Here is a 20,969-nt window from a genome sequence, read left to right as displayed (position 1 = left end):
CTTGACAACTGAATGGGGATCACGCCGCCTCTCCTCGGCCAAGTAGGCGGCCACACGGGACCCCCGTGTGAGGTACAGCGCGTAACTCAGTGTCCGCAGCCTCCTGCGGCCGGTTGCCTCCGCTGCACGTCTCGCACGTGCAGCGCTGAGGGGAGCCGGATGTTCCGACTTCAACGGCGTGCGGCCCCGGTGCGCGAACACCGGGGCCGCTGTTCGGGCCGTTCCTGGTGAGAGGAACCAGACCCAATGGACCACATCGTTACTGTTCAGGACGCTGTTACCGCGTTCGCCGACTTCATGGAGCCGACGGATGCGGAGCTGGACGCGATCGAGCAGGAAATGCCCGTCATCCTGGCGGACGTCGACCTGCTCGACGCACAGATCATCACCCTGGACCGCGCCCCGACGGAGCTGGACCACCAGCGCATCCGCCGGGCCCGCCGCCGGGCGCTCGCCGCCCGCGTGGCGCTGCTCAACCGCACGGCCCGCAGCACGTCGGGCGGTGCGGCATGAACCTTCACCGCAAGGGACGCGCCGCCCTGGTCCTGGCGCTGGTCGCCGTGGTCGGTATGGCGTTTCGGGTGTCGTGGAATGCGCTGCGGGACATCGCGGGCGCGGTCGGCGCGGACGAGACAGCCGCGATGCTGTACCCGTTCGTGGTCGACGGCCTGATGGCCCTGGCCCTGATCGCCACCCTGGTACTCACCGGCGACGCACGGAAGTTCGCACTGCGGGTGCTGGGCACCTACACACTCGCCTCGCTGGTCCTCAACTACGTCCACGGTCTCGTGCCGCAGCTCCACAGCGGCGGGGGCGCCCGGGTCGACTGGACCCGGCTGGCCGACTGGGACCCGGCGAACTGGGCGCTCGTCCTGCTCGCCACATCGCTGCCGGTCGGGTCGATCTACTTCGGTTCCGATCTGGTCGCCAAGGTCCTGCACCACCGCCCCACCCCGATCCCAGGCCCGATCGAGAATGCGGAGGAATCTACCGAGACCGCAATGAAACGGTCTACAGCTGACCTCCTGGAATCGACTCCGGAGCCAATCACCGCGACGCTCGCGCGGGTGCCCGATCAGGGACCGGTCGACCACGTGAAGGCGGCTTTGGTCTTCAAGCCGATCGTGCAGGGCGACGCTCTCCCGCTCGCCCCGATCGAGCGGCGTACGGTGCCTGCCGAGTCGACCCGATCCCGTCGGGCGACCGGTCGACTCCCCGAGGCAGCCCGATCGCCCCGACCCAAGCGCACCGCCGATCAGTTGCTCGCCGAAGCGCGCAAGGCAACGGCCGATTGGCCCGATGCCAAGGTGACTGCCGAGGGCATCCGCCGTGCCGTGCGCACGTCACCGGCGAACGCTCGCACCCTGCGCGACACCCTGCTCGCCGAGCGGGCCGCTACGGCGGCTGAGGCCGCGTAATGGCCGCGCTACCGGTCTACCGGTGGCGCCTCGCCCCGGACGGATACGCCACCCGCCGCCAACTCCGCGCCCTCGGCCTGCGCCCCGGCGGCCAGGCCGTAGCCGCTCAGCTCGAACGGCCCCGCCGACGGCGCGGCCCGCTGATCGCCTACCTCTACCGCGTCGACCGCGCCAAGCCGGTGCGTCCGATGACGGCGGCCCGGTGGGCGGCCCTGGCCAAGGCGAACGCCGCTCGCCGTCGCTGTCCCGCGTGCCGGCGTGATGCCGGATACGTCATCCCCGCCTCGCTTGGCACCTGCACCCCGTGTGCCTTTCCCGACCCTGACGGGTCCGAACGGAGTCACTGACATGGCCAACTCCGAGATACGCCGCCTTGACCGTGAGATCGAGAAGACCAGGAAGAAGCTGGAAGCCGTGCGCAGGGGCGAGTGGTGGCCCCTGACCGCCCGCGAACGCCTCGCCATGAGCCGCGCACTCGCCTCCGGAGCCCACCGCGCCCACCAGCACCGCAGCACGACCGGCGCGGAGAACCGCATGGACTCCCTCGGTTCGTCCGTGGAGATGCGCCTGACCGCTGAGCTGACCGCCCTGCACGGCGAGCGTCAGCGACTGATCACCGAGGCCGCCCGCGCCAAGGCCGCACGCAAGTCGTCCGGCTGGTTCTGACCAGCCAATCCCGCCCGGGGTGACCGCCTCCCTGCACGGACCCGGCCACCCCGGCTCTCTCCCTCACTCCCGCCCCAAGAAGGGGCAGTCAGGAGACACCCCAGCATGTCCGAGAACGTCGTTCACCTCCACAAGAACACCGACCCGGCGCCCGTGACGACCCTGACCGTGGTGCCGGACGCACCTCCGGCACGCCCCGTGCCGCTGTGGGTCCGCTCCGGCCGCGCGGTGAAGACGGCCGTCACGCACGAGAGGACCAGGGCGGCCGCGCGAGCGGCGGCCCGGCACAGCCTCTACACGTTCAACGGCGGGCGGATCGCAGCCCGCCGTGCGTGGGACGGCCGCACCGGCTCCCGCTACGAGCGGTACATGCGCACGGCGGAAGCCGCGGGGAACATGGAACTGGCCGCTGAGTGGGAGGAGCGTCTCCAGCGCTTCCGCGACGCCCGCCACCGCCGCCGCATGGATCTCCTGCACTCGCCCGTGGAGGCCGCCAAGGGCGTCGCCGTCGGCGCCGGCATGAGCGTCGGCGTGCTGGTCGGCCTCGGCGTCATCCTCGCGATCAGCACCGGCCAGGCCGCAGACGTCATCACACCCCTGTCCGCGACGATCGATTTCATTGCCCTGCTCATCCGGATCGTGCAGATCGTGTGGGGCCCCGCCCTCACCATCGGCCCGTTCCTCGCCCTGCTCGCCCTGTGGGCCGTCGGCCGCAAGCAACAGGCCGCACCACAGTGGGCCCTGCCCGCCAACGTCCGCTCGGGCGAGGGGGAGCCGATCACCCCGTCCATCGTGGTCAAGGCCCTGCGCGACCTCGGCATCGCTCCACTCAAGGCCGCCATCAAGGAGATGGGTGACGCCGGAGCCTCCATGCTCGGGCCGATCACCATCGCCGGATGCGGTGTTGAGGTCGACGTCACCCTGCCGTCGGGGGTGGCGACGAACGAGGTGCAGAAGCGGCGCCGCAAGCTCGCGGAGAACCTGACCCGCCATGAGCACGAAGTGTTCATCACCATCCCCCAGGCCGCTCGCACGGTGCGGCTGTGGATCGCCGACTCCGGAGCCCTGGACGAGCCGATCGGCCCGTCCCCGCTGGTCACCGACGAGACGCTGACCGCGAACTACAAGACCGGTAAGGCGCCGTGGGGGCAGGACCTGCGAGGCGACGCCGCCGCGCTGAGCCTCTACCAGCGGCACCTTCTGATCACCGGGTTGTCCAACCAGGGCAAGACCGCAGCGCTGCGTGCGCTGGCCCTGTGGCTGGCGCTGGATCGGTCGGTGGAGTTCTGGATGGGTGACCTCAAGGGCGCCGGTGACTGGGCCATGTTCGACGGGATCGCCACCCGGCTCATCCAGGGCCCGACCGACGACCACGTCATCCAGGTCACCGAGATGCTGGAGGATGCCGTGGAGGAGATGAACCGCCGCCTCCAGGCCCCGCCCGGCACCGACTTCCCCCTGTTGGTCGTCATCGTGGACGAAGCGCAGGTGGCGTTCATGTGTCCGGTCAAGGGCGAGGACAAGCGCCCCTACGGCGGCTCCAGCGCTACGTCCCGGTACTTCATGGGTGCCCGCAAGATTCACAACCAGGGCCGCGCGGTCAACGTGTTGCTGTGGCAGGGCACCCAGGACCCGACCGACCAGAACCTGCCCAAGCTCGTGCGCGAGGGCGCCCACACCCGCGCTTCCCTCGCGCTGGGCACCGAGTCCCAAGCGCGCATGGCGCTCGGGGACAAGGCCGTCGACGGCGGCGCCGCCCCCAACCTGCTGCGCCCCGGTCTGGACAAGGGAACCCTGGTCGTTGCCTCGGACGGCATCGAGATCCCGAAGGGGCAGTCGTCCATCACGGTGCGAACGCACTACATCAGCACCGATGACGCCCACGCGATCGCCGACCGGGCCAAGGCCCTGCGCGACGGCGTGAGCACCCTGCACAGCATCGAGCGCGGCGAGGAACGCGACGCGCTCGCCGATATCGCTTCCGTCCTCGGGGACGCCTCGCGTGTCCTGACTGCCGATGTCCTCAAGCGGCTGTCGGCGCTGAGCGAGGACGCCTACGGCACGTGGACGCCCGGTGATCTCAAGCGCGTTCTGGAGGATGCCGGCGCGGAGCCGTACAAGTCTGACGGCCGCATGGTCGTCGGTCGCGAACGCGTCGCCCGGGCCCTCGCCAACCGCGACACCGGCGATTCCGCTTCCGCCGGATGACGGCAGGGAGCCGACCCCCGAACGGGCAGGGAGGCAGGGAGAACTCCCTGAACGCCTCCCTGACCCGCCTCCCTGGCCCTGACCTGCACGAATGATCAGTCAGGGAGGCAGGGAGGCGCCCCAGGTCAAGGCCCTGAAACCCCCTCCAGAGCACGCCCCCAAGGGGGTGTGTCTGCCTCCCTGAACCACTCCGCGAAGGGATTCCGCATGTTCCCCGAACACGTTCCCCAGACGTCCCCGGTGCGGGACGTCGACGTCCATCGACCCACCCCGATACAGCCCGCGACCGTCTACCCGATGGTGCCGGTCCAGCCGGGCACGGTCCCGGCGGTGGCGAGCGTCGTCCTGCCGGACGGGCGCGTCGTCACCGGCTACAGCCTCAGCCCCATGCAGCCCGAACCCCTCGCCACCAAGCCACCGGTTTCCCGCGCGGCCGTCAATGTCGCCCTCGGAGGCGTCGGGTTCCTCGCCGTGTGCGGCGGACTCCTGCTGCTGACCACGTTCATCGCGGCGCTGACTGCTCTGGTGACTCAGCTCATCGTGCTGGCCGCCGTGATCTTCGGCGGATGGATCGCCGTGCAGGTGTTCAGCGCGAGCGGCCACCAGGGCGGCACCACGGTCAACATCCGCAAGGCCACGTTCAAGCGCAACCACTTCCACGGCTGACCAACCCGAAGGGACACCGGCCCATGTTCGACATCCGCATCATCTGCGACCCCGCCGACGAACCGGAGATCGTGCACGCCCTCACCGAAGCGTTCGAGTGCGACCCGATCGAGCGCCGGCCCGCCCGCGACGGCTACCGCGTCCGCCTCTACACCAAGGCTTTCCACCCCGACCCCGCCGCCCTGCTCAACGAATCCACCGACGCCTAACTACGCCAAGGGCGGCCCCGAACCTCACTCCAATGAAACCGGGGCCGCCCTTGCCAACCAGTCACCCACACAAGGAACTGGAGATATCCAGCATGACCCATGACCCCCGCTTAGTGCTGCTCAATGCAGCGCTGGCCGCCGCCGAACGTGGCTGGCACGTCTTTCCCCTGCGTCCTGGCAGCAAGCGGCCCGCCCTGCACGGTGAGAAGTCCTGCACCCGTACCGGCGAATGTTGCGGCGGACACCGCAAGTGGGAGCAGCGCGCGACCACGGACCCCGACCGCATTCGTGCCGCGTGGTCGCGGGCCCCGTTCAACGTCGGCATCGCGACCGGTCCGTCCGGGCTGGTCGTGGTCGACCTGGACACGCCAGAGCACAAGGGCTGTTCGGACGCGCCTGACGGCGCGGCAATCTTTGGAGCGCTCTGCGAGCGCGCCGGGCATGCCGTCCCCGATACCTACCGGGTGCGGACCACCAGCGGCGGAACCCACCTGTACTTCACTGCCCCGGCAGGGGTCCGCATCGGCTCCACGGCGGGCACCGTCGCCGAATCGGTGGACACCCGCGGTTGGGGCGGATACGTCGTCGCTGCGGGCAGCATCCTGCCCGCCGGACAGTACGAAGCCCTGAGGGCCCCCGAGACCGCCCCGGTGCCCTCGTGGCTCCAAAGCATCCTGCAACCCGCCCCCAAGCCCGCCCAGGCCCCTTCTGTGGCCGTAGCGGGGCAATCACGGCGATACGCGGACGTAGCGCTCGCCAACGAGACACGCAACGTCGCCACCGCCCAACACGGCTCACGGGAAGCGGCGTTGTTCCGGGCCGCCCGCGCTCTCGGACGCTTCGTCGCGTGGGGCGACCTCCCCCGGCACCTGGTTGAACAGGCTCTTCAGGAGGCAGGCGAGGCGACCGGACTGTCCGCGTCCGAGTGCCGCTCCACCCTGCGCAGCGCCCTCAACTGGTCCATCACCCACAACAGCCGCAGGAGGGCGACGGCATGAGCACCCCTTCCCGCCCCCACCTGAAGAGCATCCCCAACACCCCGGACGGCCCGCCGGACGCTGCACAGGCTGCGGACACACCGGCCCTGGGCGAGCCGAAAGGCGCCGCCCGCAAGGGCGTCCCAACTGCTCTTCGTCCGAACCGATCCACCGCCCGGCCGGGGGCCGACCCGACCCCGGACGCGCCCGGTATCCGGATCTTCGCCCCACCGGTCTACCGCCACCACTACGACGGCGCCCGCTGGTCGACGCGCCCCGGCGCCCTGCCCACCGCCGCCTACGCCTGCCGCTGCGGGCAGACCGGCGCTGCCACCGGCCCCGAGAACGTGGCCGCGCTCGTCGCCGAGTACGACGCCCACCGATCCGCCTGCACGGGAGCTCCCGCCGCACCCCCCGAAAGGAGGGCCGCCGCATGACCGACCGCATTGACGGCGCCGCGCTGCTCAACGAGGTGGAAGCCTTCCACCGCCGCTTCAACGTCTTCCCCCACGAGGCCGCCTACGTCGCCGTAGTCCTATGGGACGCGCACGCCCACCTGCTCGACTGCTTCGAGTCCACCCCGCGTCTGGCGTTCCTGTCCCCGGAACCGGGGTCGGGGAAGTCGCGGGCGCTGGAGATCGTGGAAACGCTCGTGCCCAACCCGATGGCCGCTGTCGACGCCTCCGCCGCCGCGCTCTTCCGCGCGGTGGCCGGGGTCGACGGGAAGCGGCCCACGATCCTCTTCGATGAGATCGACACCATCTTCGGCCCCAAGGCCGGGGACAACGAACAGCTCCGCGGATTCATCAACGCAGGCCACCGCCGCAACCGGCCGATGTTCCGCTGCGTGGGAGACGGCGCCAACCAGACCGTGCAGGCGTTCCACTCCTTCGCCGCCGTCGCCGTGGCCGGGCTCGGCTACCTGCCCGACACCATCCGGGACCGCTCCGTCAACATCCGCATGCGCCGCAGGGCCCGAAACGAGAGCATCGAGCCCTACCGCACCCGCATCCACGAGAAGGAAGGCTTCGCCCTGCGCGACCGGCTCGCCACATGGGCCGAGCAGGTCAGCGAGCAGGTCATGAACGTGTGGCCGGCCCTGCCCGAAGGCGTCACGGACCGGCCCGCCGACGTGTGGGAACCGCTGCTCGCGATCGCGGACGCCGCTGGCGGGGACTGGCCCGACCGGGCCCGCGAAGCCTGCGTCGTCCTGGTCACCGCCTCCAAAGCCAACGACAAAGGCAGCCTCGGAGTCCGGCTGCTCACCGACCTGCGCGATCACGTGATGGTCGGTATCGACCGCCTGCCCACCGTCGCGATCCTGGACCGGCTCAACGCCCTGGACGACGCTCCATGGGCGGACCTGCACGGCAAGCCACTCGACAACCGGCGCCTGTCCCGGATGCTCGCCGAGTACATGACGGCTGACAACGAGCCCATCACCTCCCGCAACATCAAGGCCGCCGGGAGCGTCCTCAAGGGCTACTACGCCACCGATCTCAAGGACGCGTGGGCCCGCTACTGCCCCCCACCCCCCGAAAGTCCGCTACCTCCGCTACCCGGCACCCAAAACGCGGCCTGACCAGCACAAACGCGGTAGCGGCAACCCGCCCCGGTTGCCGCTACCGCCCCGCTACCCATCCGCTACCGCTACCCCTTCCCGCTACCCCGAACAGGCCCCTGACCTGCGCGGTAGCGGAGGTAGCGGAAGTAGCGGCCCTCACAGGGACCCCCGACGGACAGCCCCGGAGGAGTCACCGCATGACCACCGCCACACCCCCGAGTCCGCAGGCGCTCAAGGTGCCGGAAGTCATGACCGCCCTGCGCCTCAGCCGCAGCAAGGTCTACGACCTCATCCGCTCGAAAGAACTCGAAAGTTTCACGGCCGGACGAGCCCGCCGCATCCCGGTCGAGTCCGTCCGTCGCTACATGCAGAACCGCATCGAGGAGACCGACTGATGGCCAAGCGCGCCAACGGCGAGGGAACGATCAGCAAGCGTGCGGATGGCCGCTACCACGCCGCCGCCTACGTCTACCGCCCCGACGGGACACGCACCCGTAAGTTCGTCTACGGCAAGACCCGCAAAGAAGTGGCCGACAAGCTCACGGAGTTGCAGGAGAAGACGCGCCAGGGGATTCCGGCCGCAGAGTCCACCATGGCGTTCGGCGACTACCTCACGTACTGGCTCGCCACCATCGCGCCGCAGCGACTCAAGCCGTCCACGCTGAACAGTTACGAAGGTCTGGCCCGCCTGTACATCCGCCCCGCCCTCGGTAAGAAGCGGCTGAACCGGCTGTCCCCGGCGGACGTGCGCCGGTTCCTCGCGGAGTTCAAGGACTCCTGTCTGTGCTGCCTGCGGGGTGCAGACAAGGACCGGCCAGAGGACAAACGCTCGTGCTGCGCCGTGGGCCGCTGCTGCCAGCGTCGCCCGTCCGCCCGGACCGTCCAGTACATCCATGCCGTCCTCCGGTCCTCTCTCCAGCAGGCAATCCGAGAGGAGCTGATCGCGCGGAACGTCGCCCGGATCGTTGAGACCCCCACCGTCACCCGCAAGGAGGTGCGTCCGCTGGACGCCGCAGAGGCTCGCCTCATGCTCAAGACCGCCCGATCCCACCGTCTTTACGCCCTGTGGCTGCTGCTCGTCTCGACAGGCCTGCGACGGGGTGAAGCACTTGCCCTCACGTGGGCGGACGTCGACCTCACAAACGGTCAGCTTCGCGTCCGCCGGAACGTCCAGCGCATCCGGCGAGAGCTGATCTTTGGTACCCCCAAGACCACACGCTCCATCCGCACGGTGTCTCTGCCGAAGCACTGCATGCGGGCACTTACCCAGCACCGAACCCAGCAGGAGCAGGAGCGCAACGTCGCGGGGAAGAAGTGGCAGCCCGCCCCCGGACAGCCGGACGGTCTGATCTTCACTACGACGCACGGTCGGATCACAGACCCCCGCAGCCTGAACAGGATGCTCACCATCCTGTGCCGAGACGCCGGCGTGCGGCGGGTGCGGGTGCACGACCTCCGGCATACATGCGCCTCACTGCTGCTCGCGCAGGGCGTGGACGCTCGCACGATCATGGAAACGCTCGGGCACAGCACGATCACGATGACGCTGGACACCTACGCGCACGTGATGAGCACGACGCTCAAGGCCGCCGCTGATCGGATGGACGACGCCCTCGGGCTGGACGAGTCCAGCGGCGAGCAGGAGGCGGACGCCGAGGAGTGATCGGCACTCTCAACCGCGTTGATGTCAGCCGTTGATGTCAAAGGCCCCCTGAGATGATCCCAGGGGGCCTTTGACCTGTGTGCACTCGGCAGGATTCGAACCTGCAACCTTCTGATCCGTAGTCAGATGCTCTATCCGTTAAGCTACGAGTGCTTGTTCTGTTTTTTCGCCGCTCCCGGCCCTTCCGGCCCGCTCGCGGCGACAGGAAGAACATTACATGACTGCCGCCGCCATGTGAAATCCGTTTGCCGCACCCCTTGTGAGCTGCGGAAACACCCTGAGGCGGGTCCTGTGGACGCAAAGGGCTCCGAACGCGGACAGGGAGCCTGGCTGAGATCAGCCGGGCTCCCTGTCGGAGGGCGGAGGCGGAGGGATTTGAACCCTCGATGGGCTTTAAGGCCCAAACCGCATTAGCAGTGCGGCGCCATAGACCGGACTAGGCGACGCCTCCAGCACAACCGCCCGCGCGAGCGCGTTCGGTGCGTGCAGATGATGACACAGTCGAGCGTGCTGTCACCAATCGACCTCCACGGTACTAGGCGGAGAGCCCGCAGGGCAAAGCTCTTCCCCGGCGTGCTGCGCGCGCAACGTCCGGCGGGGTGCGGCGTTAGGCAGGGCATGTCGCAGGTCAACCGTTCCGTCTCCGCCCGGCTGCTCCTCGCGGCCGGCTCCCTCGTCGCCGTCGCGTCCGGGACCGTCGTCCCCGCCGCCGCACAGGCCCAGGCCCCGGCCCCCACCGAGCGCGCCCGTTTCGGCGATCACCTCACCGTCACGGTCCGCGGCACCGGTGCGGGCGACGGCACCCACGAGCTGACCTGCCACCCGGCCGGCGGCGATCACCCCGACGCCGCCGGAGCCTGCGCCGCGCTCGACGGCGGCACTCGGTGGGGCCGGGACCTCTTCGCCCCCGAAGCGCCCGGCGGTCTGTGCACCATGCAGTACGGCGGACCGGCCACCGCGCATGTCACCGGGACGTGGGCCGGGCGTCCGGTCGACGCCCGGTTCGACCGGGGCGACGGCTGCGCGATCGCCCGGTGGAACCGGTTCGTGCCGCTCCTGCCCGACGTGCGGGCGCAGGGGCTGGGTACGTAGAGCGGTCGTGCGTCCCGCCCGGCCTCGGCATACCGGACGCACCGGGTCCGTAAAGGTCCCGCGAAGGTGTCGCGAAGCCCGGCGGGACAAGGGACGCAGGCCGGAGGGACATCGGGCCGGGCGGTCATACGTTCTACGTCACCGCCTGGTGCGACCTCGCTCTCATCCGGCGTCGCGAGCGCAACCCCAGCCCTTAGACTCCCTCGCGTGACACGCTGCGGACCGATTGGCAAGATGGCCGGAGCGGTCGGCTAGGTGCGGTAACAGGGAGGAAGCGTCTCGTGAGCAGCAGGCCATCCCGAGGCGCTGCTCGCCTCGCAGCCATACTCGACGCGCTTCCCGATGCGTTGGTGCTGGTCAACGCCAATGGGACCGTCGTCAACGCCAACACCATCGCCCTGGAGGCCTTCGAGGCGCCGGGCACCGCGCTGGTGGGGCGCGGGCTGCTCGACCTGCTGCCGCAGTTCGACTCCAAGCTGATCCCCGGCTCGATGCGCCGGCCCGACCACATGGATCCGCAGGGCCGGACCAAGCCGACCCGGATGACGGCCCGCCGCACCGACGGCACCGAGTTCCCGGTCGAGGTCACGTCCGCGAATCTGGAGAACGGCCAGCAGGCCTACGACGGCTACGGCTACAGCGGCGACGAGCTGCTCATGCTCGTCGTCCGGGACCTGACCGGCACCGTCGACACCGAGGCCGAGCTGGCGCGTTCGCAGCGGCAGACGGAGATGATCCTGCGCGCGGCCTCCGAGGGCGTGGTCGGCACCGACACCGACGGGCGGATCGTCCTCGTCAACCCGGCCGCCGCCCAGATCCTCGGGTACCGGGCCAGCGACCTCGGGGGGCGCGAGCTGCACACCCTCGTGGCGCACTCCCGGGCCGACGGCTCACCCTTCCCGTACCAGGAGTCCCCGCTCGCCGACACCCTGCGCTCCGGGCGCAAGCACCGGGTGCGCGGGCAGGTGCTGTGGTCCAAGAGCGGCGCCCAGGTGTCCGTCGACCTGACGACGGCACCCGTACGCGACGGCGACCAGCTCGTCGGCGCCGTGATGACCTTCACCGACCGGCGGGCCTACGACGCCCTCGCCGAGGAGAAGTCGGCCGCGCAGCGGCAGCACGAGGAGGAGCTGGAGCGCCTCGCCGAGGAGCACGCCTCCGAGCTGACCGCGCTGCGCCAGAAGCACGTCGCCGAGATCGAGGAGCTGCAGGAGCGGCACGCGGAAGAACTCGCCGCCGGTGAGGAGCGGTACGCCGCCCTCGGTGAGCGCGAGAAGGACCGGCACGAGGCGCTGGCCATGCGGCACGAGCAGCTGCTGACGCTGCTCGGGGGTTCCCTGCGCGGCCCGCTGGACGAGCTGCGCCGCGAGCTGGCGGCCCTGGCGGCCGACGACGCGGGGCAGTTGTGGCCCGAGGCCAACCAGGTGCTGCACCACCTGTCGGCGGGCTACTCGCGGATCACGACCCTGATCGACAACGTCCTCGGCTACCAGCGGCTCGACGCCGGGGCCGAACAGATCCAGCGGACGAAGGTGATGCTCGACGCGGTCGTCGCCGCGGGCGTCGACGGGGCCGTCGAGCTGATCGGGCCGGGGCGGGTGCAGTTCGCCGTGCACGCGCCGCCCATCGAGGCCGAGGTCGACCCGCAGCGCCTGGCGACCGCGCTCGCGCATCTCGTCGCGGACGTGGCCGGGGTGGACGCCACCGGCAACTCACCGGTGTCGGCGGGCGGTTACCTGGACAACACGGTCGTCGTCGCGGCGGCGCAGCGCGGCGAGGTCGTACGCATCGAGGTGCGCGGGCCGTACACCGGGGGAGACCCGGTGCACGAGCCGATCGTGCGCGGGATCGTCCGCGCGCACGGCGGTGTCCTGCAGACGCACGAGGTGCCGGGGATGAGCGGCAGCGCGTTCGTCCTCGAGGTGCCGATCGGAGGCGGTGCGGGAGCCGTTCCCGCCGCTCCCGCGGAGGTCCCCGCCGAGGAACCGGCCGGCTCCGACGACACCGGGCAGACGGGTGGCGGCGGTCGGCGCCGGGCCCGGCGGCCCTCCGTCGACGCCTTCCTGGAGAGCGACGCCCCCGGCGCCGAGGCCGAGGCCGCCGGCGGCGTGGAAGATGCCGCGCCGACCGGACGGCGGCGCAGGCGGGCCGCCGCGCCCGCGCTCCCCCAGGCCGCCGCGGCGGAGAACGCGCCCGAGGTCTCCGGCGGTACCGGACGGCGCCGTGGACGCCCGGCCGAGGCCGGCGCGGACGGGGTCTCCGAGGGTGCCGTCGTCATGGCCGGCGAGCAGGCGGCGGGCACCGCTGCCGCCGGGAACAACCTGGGCGGGACCGTGCCGCCGCAGGGCGTGCCCGCGTCCGGCGGGCGCCGCGCCCGGCCCGACGGCGGGCAGCAGCAGGCGCTGGCCCCCGCGCCCGCGCTGCCGGCGGCCGGTGACGCCGCCCGGCAGCCCGCGGGACCGGACGCCTCCGCGGCCGGTGACACCTCTCAGCCGACCGGGCGGCGCCGGCGGGCGCTGGCCGCCGCGGCCGAACGGGCCGCCGCCGCGCAGGCCCAGGAGGCCGGGCCCCGCCAGGTGTTCGCGCTGCCGCCGGCCGACGCGGACCGCGCGCCCGGCACCGGTGCGGAACCGGCCGCCGCCGCGCAGGCCGCCGTACCGGACGCCGCCGACGAGGGCCGGCACGACGCCCTCGCGCACGACCCGGCCGAGGACCACACCCCGCCGCAGCCGCACCCCACGACCGCGCCGACCGGACGGCGCCGGCGTGCCGTGGCCCGCCCGCCGGAGGAGGCCGCACCGGAGGTTCCGGTGGCCGCCCCCGTTCCGGCGCAGCAGGGCGTGCCGCAGGCGCGGCCCGTCCCGGCCGCCGCCCCCGCGCCCGTCACCGCCCCGGCCGCCCAGGCGGCTCCCGCCCAGCCCGTACCCCCCGCCGCCGTTCCCGGCGGTCCACTGCCGGCCGAGGCGCCGCCGGTCCAGGGCACCCCGGCGCCCGGCAACCCCGCGCAGGGCGTCCCGCAGCAGTGGCCCGCCGACGGCGGCACTGCCGGGGGCGGCGCCGTACCGCCGCAGGCCGCTCCGAGGCCCGTACAGCCGCAGGTGCCGCAGGGCACCCCCGCGCCCGGGACGCCGCTGCCGCCGGAGACGGCGGCCGGGCGGCAGCAGCGGGCCGCGCAGCCGTTGCCCGCCGAGGCGCCCGGCGCCCCCGTCGACCCCAACTCGACCCAGGGGCGCGCGATCAGCGTGCGCACGCTGGGGCAGGGGGTGCCGTTCACCCGGCAGGCGGCGCAGGTCCAGCAGCCTTCGCCGGCCACGCCGCCGCCGCACCAGACGAACGGCGGCCGGCGCCGCAAGCTGGGCACGCCGCCCGACCCCGCCACCCGGGGCGGTGCGGCCGCCGAGCAGCCCGCCCGCCCGCATCCGCAGGCCGAGCAGGCGGCGCCCGCCGCGCCTCAGCCGCAGCCCTCCCCATCGTCGGGGGCCGGGCAGACGCGGCTCGCGCCGGTGGCGGAGGCGGCCGGCCGGTCGTACGCCATAGGCGCCCCGGACGAGAACGCCGCCGAGGGGCCCGAGCCGCTGGACGGGCCGGGCGGCGCCGTCGAGGTCGCCGATCCCCCGCGCCCGCAGCCCATGGACGACGAGCTGCCCCCGGAGCCGCTGGACAACCCGCGGCGGCTGCTGGTGTGGCCCGCGCCGGACGTGACGACCCAGCAGGCGCTGAGCGACCGCGGCTACCGGCCGGTGGTGGTGCACTCGCGCGAGGAGGTGGACGCGCAGATCGCGGCGTTCCCCGCCGCGCTGTTCGTCGACCCGCTGACCGGCCCGATCACCCGGACCGCGCTCCAGTCGCTGCGGCAGGCGGCGGTCGCCGCGTCCGTGCCGGTGATGGTGACCGCGGGGCTCGGGCAGGCGTCGCGGGAGGCCGCGTACGGCGCCGACCCGGCCGTCCTGCTCAAGGCGCTGGCGCCCCGGGACAGCGAGCAGCATCCGCCGCGGGTGCTGCTGATCGAGGAGCACGCGGAGATCGCGCTGGCGCTGACGGCGACGCTGGAGCGGCGGGGCATGCAGGTGGCCCGTGCGGCGAGCGACGCCGACGCGGTGGCGCTGGCCGGGGACTTCCGGCCGAACCTGGTCGTGATGGACCTGCTGCAGGTGCACCGGCGCCGGGCCGGGATCGTGGACTGGCTGCGCGCCAACGGGCAGCTCAACCGCACGCCGCTGGTCGTCTACACGGCCGCCGTCGACCAGGCCGACCTGCCGAGTCTGGCGTCGGGCGAGACGGTGCTGTTCCTGGCGGAGCGGTCCACGAGCCCCGAGGTCCAGGCCCGGATCGTGGACCTGCTGTCGCGCATCGGCACCAACTGACGCGGCGCCCCGAAAGGGGCGCGGGGAACCGCGCGGCCGGCCACCACCCACCCGCGGCCGGCCGACGGCAGTCCCCCGCCACAACGGTGCCCCAGCAGAGCCGGAGGACGTCCGTGCCGACCGAAAGGGCCGCGGGGAACCGCGCGGCCCTTCGGTCGGCACCCACCCGCGGCCGGCCGACGGCAGTCCCCCGCCAGGACGCCCCGTCAGAGCTGGGTGACGTCCAGGCCGCCCTCGGCGTACTGCCGGCGCAGCACCTTCTTGTCGAACTTGCCGACGCTCGTCTTCGGCACCGCCGCGATGACCGTCCAGCGCTCCGGGAGCTGCCACTTGGCGATCCGGCCCTCCTCGGCGAGGAAGGCGCGCAGGGTGGTGAAGTCGGCGGTGGCGCCCTCCTTGAGGACGACCGTGGCCAGCGGGCGCTCGCCCCACTTGTCGTCGGGGACGGCGACCACGGCGGCCTCGGCGACGTCCGGGTGGGACATCAGCGCGTTCTCCAGGTCGACTGAGGAGATCCACTCGCCGCCGGACTTGATGACGTCCTTGGCGCGGTCGGTGAGGGTGAGGAAGCCGTCGGCCGAGATGGTGCCGACGTCGCCGGTCTTCAGCCAGCCGTCCGCGCTGAACTTGTCGGCGGGGCGCAGCGGTTCGGCGTCGGGGCCGTTGTAGTAGGCGCCCGCGATCCAGGGGCCGCGCACCTCCAGCTCGCCCGCAGACTCGCCGTCCCAGGGAAGGCGCTCGCCGCCGGGGCCGGTGAGCCGGGCCTCGACGCCCGCCGGGAAGCGGCCCTGGGTGAGCCGGTAGGCGAGCTCCTCGTCGGTGCCGACGGCGTGGGCCGGGGGACGGGCGACCGTGCCGAGCGGCGAGGTCTCCGTCATGCCCCAGGCGTGGCAGACCCGCATGCCCAGCTTGTCGAACGCCTCCATGAGCGAGGGCGGGCAGGCCGAGCCGCCGATGGTGACCTGGGTCAGCGAGGAGACGTCCCGGGGCTCGGCCGTCAGCTCGGCGAGCAGGCCCTGCCAGATGGTGGGCACGGCCGCCGCGTGCGTCGGCTTCACCCGCTCGATCATCTCGGCGAGGGGCACGGGCTGCAGGAAGCGGTCCGGCATCAGCATGTTGACGCCCGTCATGAAGGTGGCGTGCGGCAGGCCCCAGGCGTTGACGTGGAACTGGGGGACCACGACCAGCGAGGTGTCCTGGTCGGTCAGCCCCATCGACTGGGTCATGTTGACCTGCATGGAGTGCAGGTAGATCGAGCGGTGCGAGTAGACGACGCCCTTGGGGTCGCCCGTGGTGCCGGAGGTGTAGCACATGGCGGCGGCCTGGGTCTCGTCCAGCTCGGGCCAGTCGTACGCCGTCGGCTTGCCGGCGATCAGCTCCTCGTAGTCGTGCACCTGGACGGAGGCGTCCGCGAGGGCGGAACGGTCGCCGGGGCCCGACACCACGACGTGCTCGACCGTCTTCAGGTGGGGCAGCAGCGGGGCGAGCAGGGGGAGCAGCGAACAGTTGGCGATGACCACCCGGTCGGCCGCGTGGTTGACGATCCAGGCCAGCTGCTCGGCCGGCAGGCGGAGGTTCAGGGTGTGCAGGACCGCGCCCATGGAGGGAATCGCGAAGTACGCCTCGACGTGCTCGGCGTTGTTCCACATGAGGGTCGCGACCCGCTCGTCGTCGGTCACGCCCAGGTCGTCGCGCAGGGCGTGCGCCAGCTGGGCGGCGCGGGCTCCGACCTCGGCGAAGGAGCGGCGGTGCGGTTCGGCCTCGCCTGTCCAGCTGATGACCTGCGATGTGCCGTGGATCGTCGACCCGTGGGCCAGGATCCTCGAGATCAGCAGCGGTACGTCCTGCATGGTGCTCAGCACGGCGTCCTCCCGGGGGCGACATTGCCTACGCGGTGGTAAGGGTTGCGGAGATTCTGCGCGCATACCGCGCGGTATGTCACTAGGGCCGGGTGATCGATCATGTCACGTTGCGTTCACGGGGCTCTGCGGCTACGGGCGAGGGGAGGGTCTCAGCGGCGCCGGAGCCGTCGGACGGTCACCGGACCGGCACCAGTTCCGGGTCCTCGCGCAGCTTGCCGAGCGCCCGCGACACCGCTGACTTCACCGTGCCGACCGAGACCCCGAGCACCTCCGCCGTCTGGACCTCGCTGAGGTCCTCGTAGTACCGCAGGACGACCATCGCCCGCTGCCGGGCCGGGAGCCGCATGATCGCGCGCCACATGGCGTCGCGCAGCGCCTGCCGCTCCGCCGGGTCGTCGTCGTGGCCGGGCAGGGGCTCCGGCTCGGGCAGTTCGTCGCAGGCGAACTCGTCGACCTTGCGCTTGCGCCACTGCGAGGTGCGCGTGTTCAGCAGCGCCCGGCGCACATACCCGTCGAGCGCCCGGTGGTCCTCGATGCGCTCCCAGGCCACGTACGTCTTGGTCAGCGCCGTCTGCAGCAGGTCCTCGGCGTCGCTCGGGTTCGCGGTGAGCGAGCGGGCGGTGCGCAGCAGCACCGGCTGGCGGGCCCGTACGTACGACGAGAAGGAGGGGTACGTCGCGTTCGGCAGGGACCGCGTCGCGGCGTCGGAGGCGCTGGTGCAGACGGGTGGGGTCATGGCTCCACGCTATGAGCGGACCCCGCTCCGGCGGATCGGCCGCAGGTGCCGAAGCGGCGTCCGCCTCAGGTTGTAGGGGTGGGGCCCGCTCCACCTCCTGAAGGTGGACGGACGCCCGCCCTCCACTGCGGGATGTCCCCCATGGTCACCCCGCCGGTCACCCGTCGCCCGTGAGGACGAGCCCCGAGGTCGGCACCCCCGTCCCGGCCGTCACGAGCACCCTCGACGCCCCCGGCACCTGGTTCACCGAGGTGCCCCGCACCTGCCGTACGCCTTCCGCGATGCCGTTCATCCCGTGCAGGTACGCCTCGCCGAGCTGGCCCCCGTGGGTGTTGAGGGGCAGGTGCTCCCCCGCGACGAAGTCCGGGGCCTCCCCCCGGCCGCAGAAGCCGAACTCCTCCAGCTGCATCAGCACGAAGGGCGTGAAGTGGTCGTAGAGGATGCCCACGTCGACGTCCCCCGGGCGGAGCCCGGACGTCCGCCACAGCCGGCGCGCCACGACGCCCGCCTCGGGCAGGCCGCCGAGGTCGTCCCGGTAGAAGCTCGTCATCTGCTCCTGCCCCCGGCCGGCCCCCTGGGCGGCCGCCGCGACGACGGCCGGCGGGTGCGGCAGGTCCCGGGCGCGCTCCACGGACGTGACGACGAGGGCCTGGCCGCCGTCCGTCTCCTGGCAGCAGTCCAGCAGGCGCAGCGGTTCGACGATCCAGCGCGAGGCCGCGTGGTCGGCGAGGGTGAGGGGCCGGCCGTGGAAGTGGGCGGCCGGATTGGTGGCCGCGTACCGGCGGCCGGCCACGGCGACGTGCCCGAACGCCTCCGGTGTCAGCCCGTACCGGTGCAGATAGCGCTGGGCGGCCATCGCCACCCAGGACGCCGGGGTGAGCAGCCCGAAGGGCAGCGCCCAGCCGAGGGCCGCGCCCTCCGCCGACGGTTCGCGGTGCTGGACTCCCGCGCCGAAGCGCCGCCCCGACCGCTCGTTGAACGCCCGGTAGCAGACGACCACCTCCGCGACCCCCGTCGCCACCGCGAGCGCCGCCTGCTGGACGGTGGCGCAGGCCGCGCCGCCGCCGTAGTGGACGCGGGAGAAGAAGGACAACTCGCCCATCCCGCACGCCTGGGCCACCGTGATCTCGGGGCTGGTGTCCATCGTGAACGTCACCAGCCCGTCGACGTCCCCCGGCGCCAGGCCCGCGTCGTCGAGGGCGGCCCGTACGGCCTCCACGGCGAGCCGGAGCTCGCTGCGCCCCGAGTCCTTGGAGAACTCGGTGGCCCCGATCCCGGCGACGGCCGCCCGCCCGGACAGCAGGTCCCTTCCGCGCACGCTCATGACCGGTCCTCCCCGGGGACGGTGACCGTCACCGTGCCGGTCACATGCCGGCCGGCGCCGTTCGTACCGACCACGCGGACGGTCGCCGTGTCGCCGTCGACGGACTCGACCGTGCCCGTCAGCACCAGGGTGTCGCCGGGGTGGCTGGGCGCGCCGAGCCGGATGGCGATCCCGCGCAGCACCGCCGTGGGGCCGAAGTGGTCGGTGACGTAGCGGCCGACCAGGCCGTTGGTCGTCAGGATGTTCATGAAGATGTCGGGCGAGCCGCGGCGGCGGGCCAGCTCGGGATCGTGGTGGATGTCCTGGTAGTCCCGCGAGGCGAGGGCACCGGCGACGATCAGCGTGCGGGTGACCGGGATCTCCAGCGGCGGCAGGGCGTTCTCCGGCGCGTCCGCGGGTTGCGCGGGCGCCGGGAGGCTTCCCCGCGCGCGCCAGACCGGCAGCACCAGTTCCTGTTCGTACGTCCGGAATTCGAGCCGTACGGGAAGCCCGATGCGTACCTTGTCGTACGGCACGCCCACGACGCCGCCGATCATCCGCACGCCCTCGGCCAGCTCGATGAGCCCGACCGCGTAGGGAGGGTCGAAGGCGGGGAAGGGCGGGTGGTGCACCACGACGTACGAGTGGACCGTGCCCTCGCCGGACGCCTCGACGGTGTCCCAGTCCAGGCAGCCGCAGGCGTTGCAGCCGGGTAGCCAGGGGTGGCGCAGGGTGCCGCAGCCGGTGCAGCGCTGGATGAGCAGGGTGTGCCGGCGTACGCCCTCCCAGAACCCGGCGTTGTCGCGGTTGACGACGGGCCGTGGACGGATGCCTCGCCCCGTCCCGCCCCCGGACCGTGCGGGCGCGTACTTGAGGATGCGGAAGCGGTGGGTGCCGGCGAGGACGCCGCCGGCGCGGACGTCCGTGCGGGTCGTCACGAAGTACCCGGTGCCGAGCCGGGTCGTCTTGCGCTCCGACACCGACTCGATCACCGAGTCGTAGGTGATCTCGTCGCCGGGCCGCAGGGGGCGCAGGTACTCCTGCTCGCAGTCGGTGGCGACGACCGAGGTGCAGCCCGACTCGTCGAGCAGGGCGAGCAGTTCGTCGTAGGCGTGCGCACGGCCGACGTGGCCGGAGAGGCCGCCCATGGTCCACACCTGGAGCATGGTGGGCGGGGCGATGGCGTCCGGGCCGGTGTACGCGGGATGGGTGTCCCCCATCGCCTCGCACCAGTGCCGGATCATCGGCGCGTTCACGGGGTCCTTGCCGGCGCACGCCGTGGCGGCCGGCCGCCCCTCGTACGCCTTCAGCCGCGCCGCCAAGTCGCCGCCCACCGCCGCCTCCTGGTCCTCCGCCGAGGCCTCCGAAGGTTTCTGACTGTCCGTCAGATATGCGGGGCTGTCAAGGGCACGGGGGTGCGCCGGGGTGCGCACACGCCTGCGCGGCGGTACCGGAGCACCGCCGCGCAGCCATGTGAGACCCCACAAGCACATCCACGGACGGAGAGGGCCGGTGCCTGAGCACCGGGGCACCGGCCCTCTCAGCTCACCACCAGAGCGGGGTGAAGGTGACGGACGTGTTGTCGTCGCCCTGGTTGACCGAGCTGAACGAGGAGCCGTTGACCTGCGCCGTGTTGCTCTCGTTCGAGGCTCCGGACCCGGTCGCCTGCTGCTGGGTGGTCGATGAGGTGCCGAAGTTGTCGCCGCCGACCCCGCTGCCGAGGAGGCCCTGGACGGCGGTCGAGACGGCCGCGCTGGATCCGTCGTCCGCGAATGCGCCGTTGTCCGCGCTGGCCACCCCGGCGAGCAGGGCGGCGGCGAGCGGGAGTGCGGTGACGGCCGCGACGACGCGGGCGGTGCGGATGCTTGCCATGTTGTTCCTCCAGAACAGGTGCGCCCAGGCTCCCCGCCGGACGCATTGGTGGTGCGTGAAGTACTGCTTGCCTCCGGGCAGTTGGCCGACCGCCCCGGAGTCCTGCACGACGTCGCGAGATCAGAGTTGCCCACCGGAACCCCGGCGAACCACCCCGGACAGCCCTATTCGCCCTCAAGCGTGATGACAAGTCGATAAACCCCTTTCACCACACTTAGCGCTCACTCGGGACAGCCAGGACAGTCCGGCCTCAAGCCCCGCAAGGGACGAAAGGTTCCATCGGCCCCTCGAACCACTCGTCACGACCGGCGTGTCACCCGCCGGCACGCACCGCCCCCTCTTCCCTTTTTCGAACACTCGTACGAACAT

At 72.2% G+C, this 20,969-nt stretch carries 18 protein-coding genes, 2 tRNA genes and 2 pseudogenes; 14 read left to right on the top strand and 8 right to left on the bottom strand.

Annotated elements, in window-relative coordinates; translation table 11 throughout:
- Positions 1 to 246 precede the first annotated feature (246 nt).
- The 12 genes from ABZ899_RS20580 (at position 247) to ABZ899_RS20525 (ending at position 9,371) form a co-directional block, all read left to right on the top strand.
- Entirely contained in the window at positions 247 to 513 is a 267-nt protein-coding gene (locus tag ABZ899_RS20580; protein WP_361347984.1) for a DUF6284 family protein, read from the top strand.
- Positions 510 to 1,418: a DUF2637 domain-containing protein gene (locus tag ABZ899_RS20575; RefSeq protein WP_361347981.1), complete on the top strand. Its 909-nt coding sequence runs from the start codon at positions 510 to 512 to the stop codon at positions 1,416 to 1,418. The genes ABZ899_RS20580 and ABZ899_RS20575 overlap by 4 nt, the downstream gene beginning before the upstream one ends.
- Positions 1,418 to 1,765, top strand: a complete 348-nt coding sequence (locus ABZ899_RS20570; RefSeq protein WP_361347978.1) for an RRQRL motif-containing zinc-binding protein — start codon at positions 1,418 to 1,420, stop codon at positions 1,763 to 1,765. Before ABZ899_RS20575 ends, ABZ899_RS20570 begins: the two co-directional genes overlap by 1 nt.
- Position 1,766: 1 nt before the next feature.
- Positions 1,767 to 2,084, top strand: a complete 318-nt coding sequence (locus ABZ899_RS20565; protein WP_361347975.1) for a hypothetical protein — start codon at positions 1,767 to 1,769, stop codon at positions 2,082 to 2,084.
- Between the two features lie 105 nt (positions 2,085 to 2,189).
- Positions 2,190 to 4,292, top strand: a complete 2,103-nt coding sequence (locus tag ABZ899_RS20560; protein WP_361347972.1) for an ATP-binding protein — start codon at positions 2,190 to 2,192, stop codon at positions 4,290 to 4,292.
- 207 nt (positions 4,293 to 4,499) lie between these two features.
- Positions 4,500 to 4,958, top strand: a complete 459-nt coding sequence (locus tag ABZ899_RS20555) for a hypothetical protein (protein ID WP_361347969.1) — start codon at positions 4,500 to 4,502, stop codon at positions 4,956 to 4,958.
- Between the two features lie 23 nt (positions 4,959 to 4,981).
- Positions 4,982 to 5,167: a hypothetical protein gene (locus tag ABZ899_RS20550; RefSeq protein ID WP_361347966.1), complete on the top strand. Its 186-nt coding sequence runs from the start codon at positions 4,982 to 4,984 to the stop codon at positions 5,165 to 5,167.
- A 92-nt stretch (positions 5,168 to 5,259) separates the two neighbouring features.
- The gene (locus tag ABZ899_RS20545) at positions 5,260 to 6,165 is read left to right on the top strand and encodes a bifunctional DNA primase/polymerase (protein ID WP_361347963.1); all 906 of its coding nucleotides are present in this window, start codon (positions 5,260 to 5,262) and stop codon (positions 6,163 to 6,165) included.
- Positions 6,162 to 6,581 (top strand): hypothetical protein, encoded by a 420-nt coding sequence (locus ABZ899_RS20540; protein WP_361347961.1) that lies wholly within the window; start codon positions 6,162 to 6,164, stop codon positions 6,579 to 6,581. The genes ABZ899_RS20545 and ABZ899_RS20540 overlap by 4 nt, the downstream gene beginning before the upstream one ends.
- A complete protein-coding gene (locus ABZ899_RS20535; RefSeq protein ID WP_361347958.1) occupies positions 6,578 to 7,726 on the top strand; it encodes a DUF3631 domain-containing protein in 1,149 nt (382 codons plus the stop codon). Before ABZ899_RS20540 ends, ABZ899_RS20535 begins: the two co-directional genes overlap by 4 nt.
- Before the next feature lie 179 nt (positions 7,727 to 7,905).
- Positions 7,906 to 8,103, top strand: a complete 198-nt coding sequence (locus ABZ899_RS20530; protein ID WP_358308239.1) for a helix-turn-helix domain-containing protein — start codon at positions 7,906 to 7,908, stop codon at positions 8,101 to 8,103.
- Positions 8,103 to 9,371 (top strand): tyrosine-type recombinase/integrase, encoded by a 1,269-nt coding sequence (locus tag ABZ899_RS20525; RefSeq protein ID WP_361347954.1) that lies wholly within the window; start codon positions 8,103 to 8,105, stop codon positions 9,369 to 9,371. The genes ABZ899_RS20530 and ABZ899_RS20525 overlap by 1 nt, the downstream gene beginning before the upstream one ends.
- Before the next feature lie 80 nt (positions 9,372 to 9,451).
- Here the strand turns inward: ABZ899_RS20525 and ABZ899_RS20520 are convergent.
- Both ABZ899_RS20520 and ABZ899_RS20515 read right to left on the bottom strand, forming a co-directional pair.
- Positions 9,452 to 9,524, bottom strand: a tRNA-Arg gene (locus ABZ899_RS20520).
- A gap of 207 nt (positions 9,525 to 9,731) precedes the next feature.
- A tRNA-Ser gene (locus ABZ899_RS20515) sits at positions 9,732 to 9,822 on the bottom strand.
- Positions 9,823 to 9,989: 167 nt separating this feature from the next.
- Between ABZ899_RS20515 and ABZ899_RS20510 the strand changes: the two genes are divergently transcribed.
- Both ABZ899_RS20510 and ABZ899_RS20505 read left to right on the top strand, forming a co-directional pair.
- Complete coding sequence (locus ABZ899_RS20510; protein ID WP_361347951.1) at positions 9,990 to 10,463, top strand: SSI family serine proteinase inhibitor; 474 nt, start codon at positions 9,990 to 9,992, stop codon at positions 10,461 to 10,463.
- Positions 10,464 to 10,744: 281 nt separating this feature from the next.
- Positions 10,745 to 14,827, top strand: coding sequence for a PAS domain-containing protein (locus ABZ899_RS20505; protein WP_361347948.1), 4,083 nt, complete (start codon positions 10,745 to 10,747; stop codon positions 14,825 to 14,827).
- Positions 14,828 to 15,033: 206 nt separating this feature from the next.
- On the opposite strand, the gene ABZ899_RS20500 is transcribed toward ABZ899_RS20505, so the two are convergent.
- From ABZ899_RS20500 to ABZ899_RS20475, 6 genes and pseudogenes are all read right to left on the bottom strand, one after another.
- Complete coding sequence (locus ABZ899_RS20500; RefSeq protein WP_361348234.1) at positions 15,034 to 16,677, bottom strand: long-chain fatty acid--CoA ligase; 1,644 nt, start codon at positions 16,675 to 16,677, stop codon at positions 15,034 to 15,036.
- A 187-nt stretch (positions 16,678 to 16,864) separates the two neighbouring features.
- On the bottom strand, positions 16,865 to 17,425 hold the full coding sequence (locus tag ABZ899_RS20495; protein WP_361347945.1) for a SigE family RNA polymerase sigma factor: 561 nt from the start codon (positions 17,423 to 17,425) through the stop codon (positions 16,865 to 16,867).
- A 157-nt stretch (positions 17,426 to 17,582) separates the two neighbouring features.
- Positions 17,583 to 18,749, bottom strand: a complete 1,167-nt coding sequence (locus tag ABZ899_RS20490; RefSeq protein WP_361347943.1) for a lipid-transfer protein — start codon at positions 18,747 to 18,749, stop codon at positions 17,583 to 17,585.
- A pseudogene (locus tag ABZ899_RS20485) lies at positions 18,746 to 19,102 on the bottom strand (MaoC/PaaZ C-terminal domain-containing protein); the annotation flags it as partial. The pseudogene ABZ899_RS20485 and the gene ABZ899_RS20490, both read right to left, overlap by 4 nt.
- A 72-nt stretch (positions 19,103 to 19,174) precedes the next feature.
- A pseudogene (locus tag ABZ899_RS20480) lies at positions 19,175 to 20,062 on the bottom strand (bifunctional MaoC family dehydratase N-terminal/OB-fold nucleic acid binding domain-containing protein); the annotation flags it as partial.
- 211 nt (positions 20,063 to 20,273) lie between these two features.
- Positions 20,274 to 20,600, bottom strand: a complete 327-nt coding sequence (locus ABZ899_RS20475; RefSeq protein ID WP_361347940.1) for a hypothetical protein — start codon at positions 20,598 to 20,600, stop codon at positions 20,274 to 20,276.
- Positions 20,601 to 20,969: the final 369 nt, after the last annotated feature.

The organism is Streptomyces sp. NPDC046859, assembly GCF_040645135.1.
Taxonomy (GTDB): domain Bacteria; phylum Actinomycetota; class Actinomycetes; order Streptomycetales; family Streptomycetaceae; genus Streptomyces.
This window is presented reverse-complemented; position numbering and strand designations above follow the sequence as displayed.

Coding starts and splice junctions, on each gene's coding strand:
- ABZ899_RS20580 (WP_361347984.1), top strand. CDS start 247: ATGGACCACATCGTTACTGTTCAGGACGCTGTTACCGCGTTCGCCGAC.
- ABZ899_RS20575 (WP_361347981.1), top strand. CDS start 510: ATGAACCTTCACCGCAAGGGACGCGCCGCCCTGGTCCTGGCGCTGGTC.
- ABZ899_RS20570 (WP_361347978.1), top strand. CDS start 1,418: ATGGCCGCGCTACCGGTCTACCGGTGGCGCCTCGCCCCGGACGGATAC.
- ABZ899_RS20565 (WP_361347975.1), top strand. CDS start 1,767: ATGGCCAACTCCGAGATACGCCGCCTTGACCGTGAGATCGAGAAGACC.
- ABZ899_RS20560 (WP_361347972.1), top strand. CDS start 2,190: ATGTCCGAGAACGTCGTTCACCTCCACAAGAACACCGACCCGGCGCCC.
- ABZ899_RS20555 (WP_361347969.1), top strand. CDS start 4,500: ATGTTCCCCGAACACGTTCCCCAGACGTCCCCGGTGCGGGACGTCGAC.
- ABZ899_RS20550 (WP_361347966.1), top strand. CDS start 4,982: ATGTTCGACATCCGCATCATCTGCGACCCCGCCGACGAACCGGAGATC.
- ABZ899_RS20545 (WP_361347963.1), top strand. CDS start 5,260: ATGACCCATGACCCCCGCTTAGTGCTGCTCAATGCAGCGCTGGCCGCC.
- ABZ899_RS20540 (WP_361347961.1), top strand. CDS start 6,162: ATGAGCACCCCTTCCCGCCCCCACCTGAAGAGCATCCCCAACACCCCG.
- ABZ899_RS20535 (WP_361347958.1), top strand. CDS start 6,578: ATGACCGACCGCATTGACGGCGCCGCGCTGCTCAACGAGGTGGAAGCC.
- ABZ899_RS20530 (WP_358308239.1), top strand. CDS start 7,906: ATGACCACCGCCACACCCCCGAGTCCGCAGGCGCTCAAGGTGCCGGAA.
- ABZ899_RS20525 (WP_361347954.1), top strand. CDS start 8,103: ATGGCCAAGCGCGCCAACGGCGAGGGAACGATCAGCAAGCGTGCGGAT.
- ABZ899_RS20510 (WP_361347951.1), top strand. CDS start 9,990: ATGTCGCAGGTCAACCGTTCCGTCTCCGCCCGGCTGCTCCTCGCGGCC.
- ABZ899_RS20500 (WP_361348234.1), bottom strand. CDS start 16,677: ATGCAGGACGTACCGCTGCTGATCTCGAGGATCCTGGCCCACGGGTCG.
- ABZ899_RS20495 (WP_361347945.1), bottom strand. CDS start 17,425: ATGACCCCACCCGTCTGCACCAGCGCCTCCGACGCCGCGACGCGGTCC.
- ABZ899_RS20490 (WP_361347943.1), bottom strand. CDS start 18,749: ATGAGCGTGCGCGGAAGGGACCTGCTGTCCGGGCGGGCGGCCGTCGCC.
- ABZ899_RS20475 (WP_361347940.1), bottom strand. CDS start 20,600: ATGGCAAGCATCCGCACCGCCCGCGTCGTCGCGGCCGTCACCGCACTC.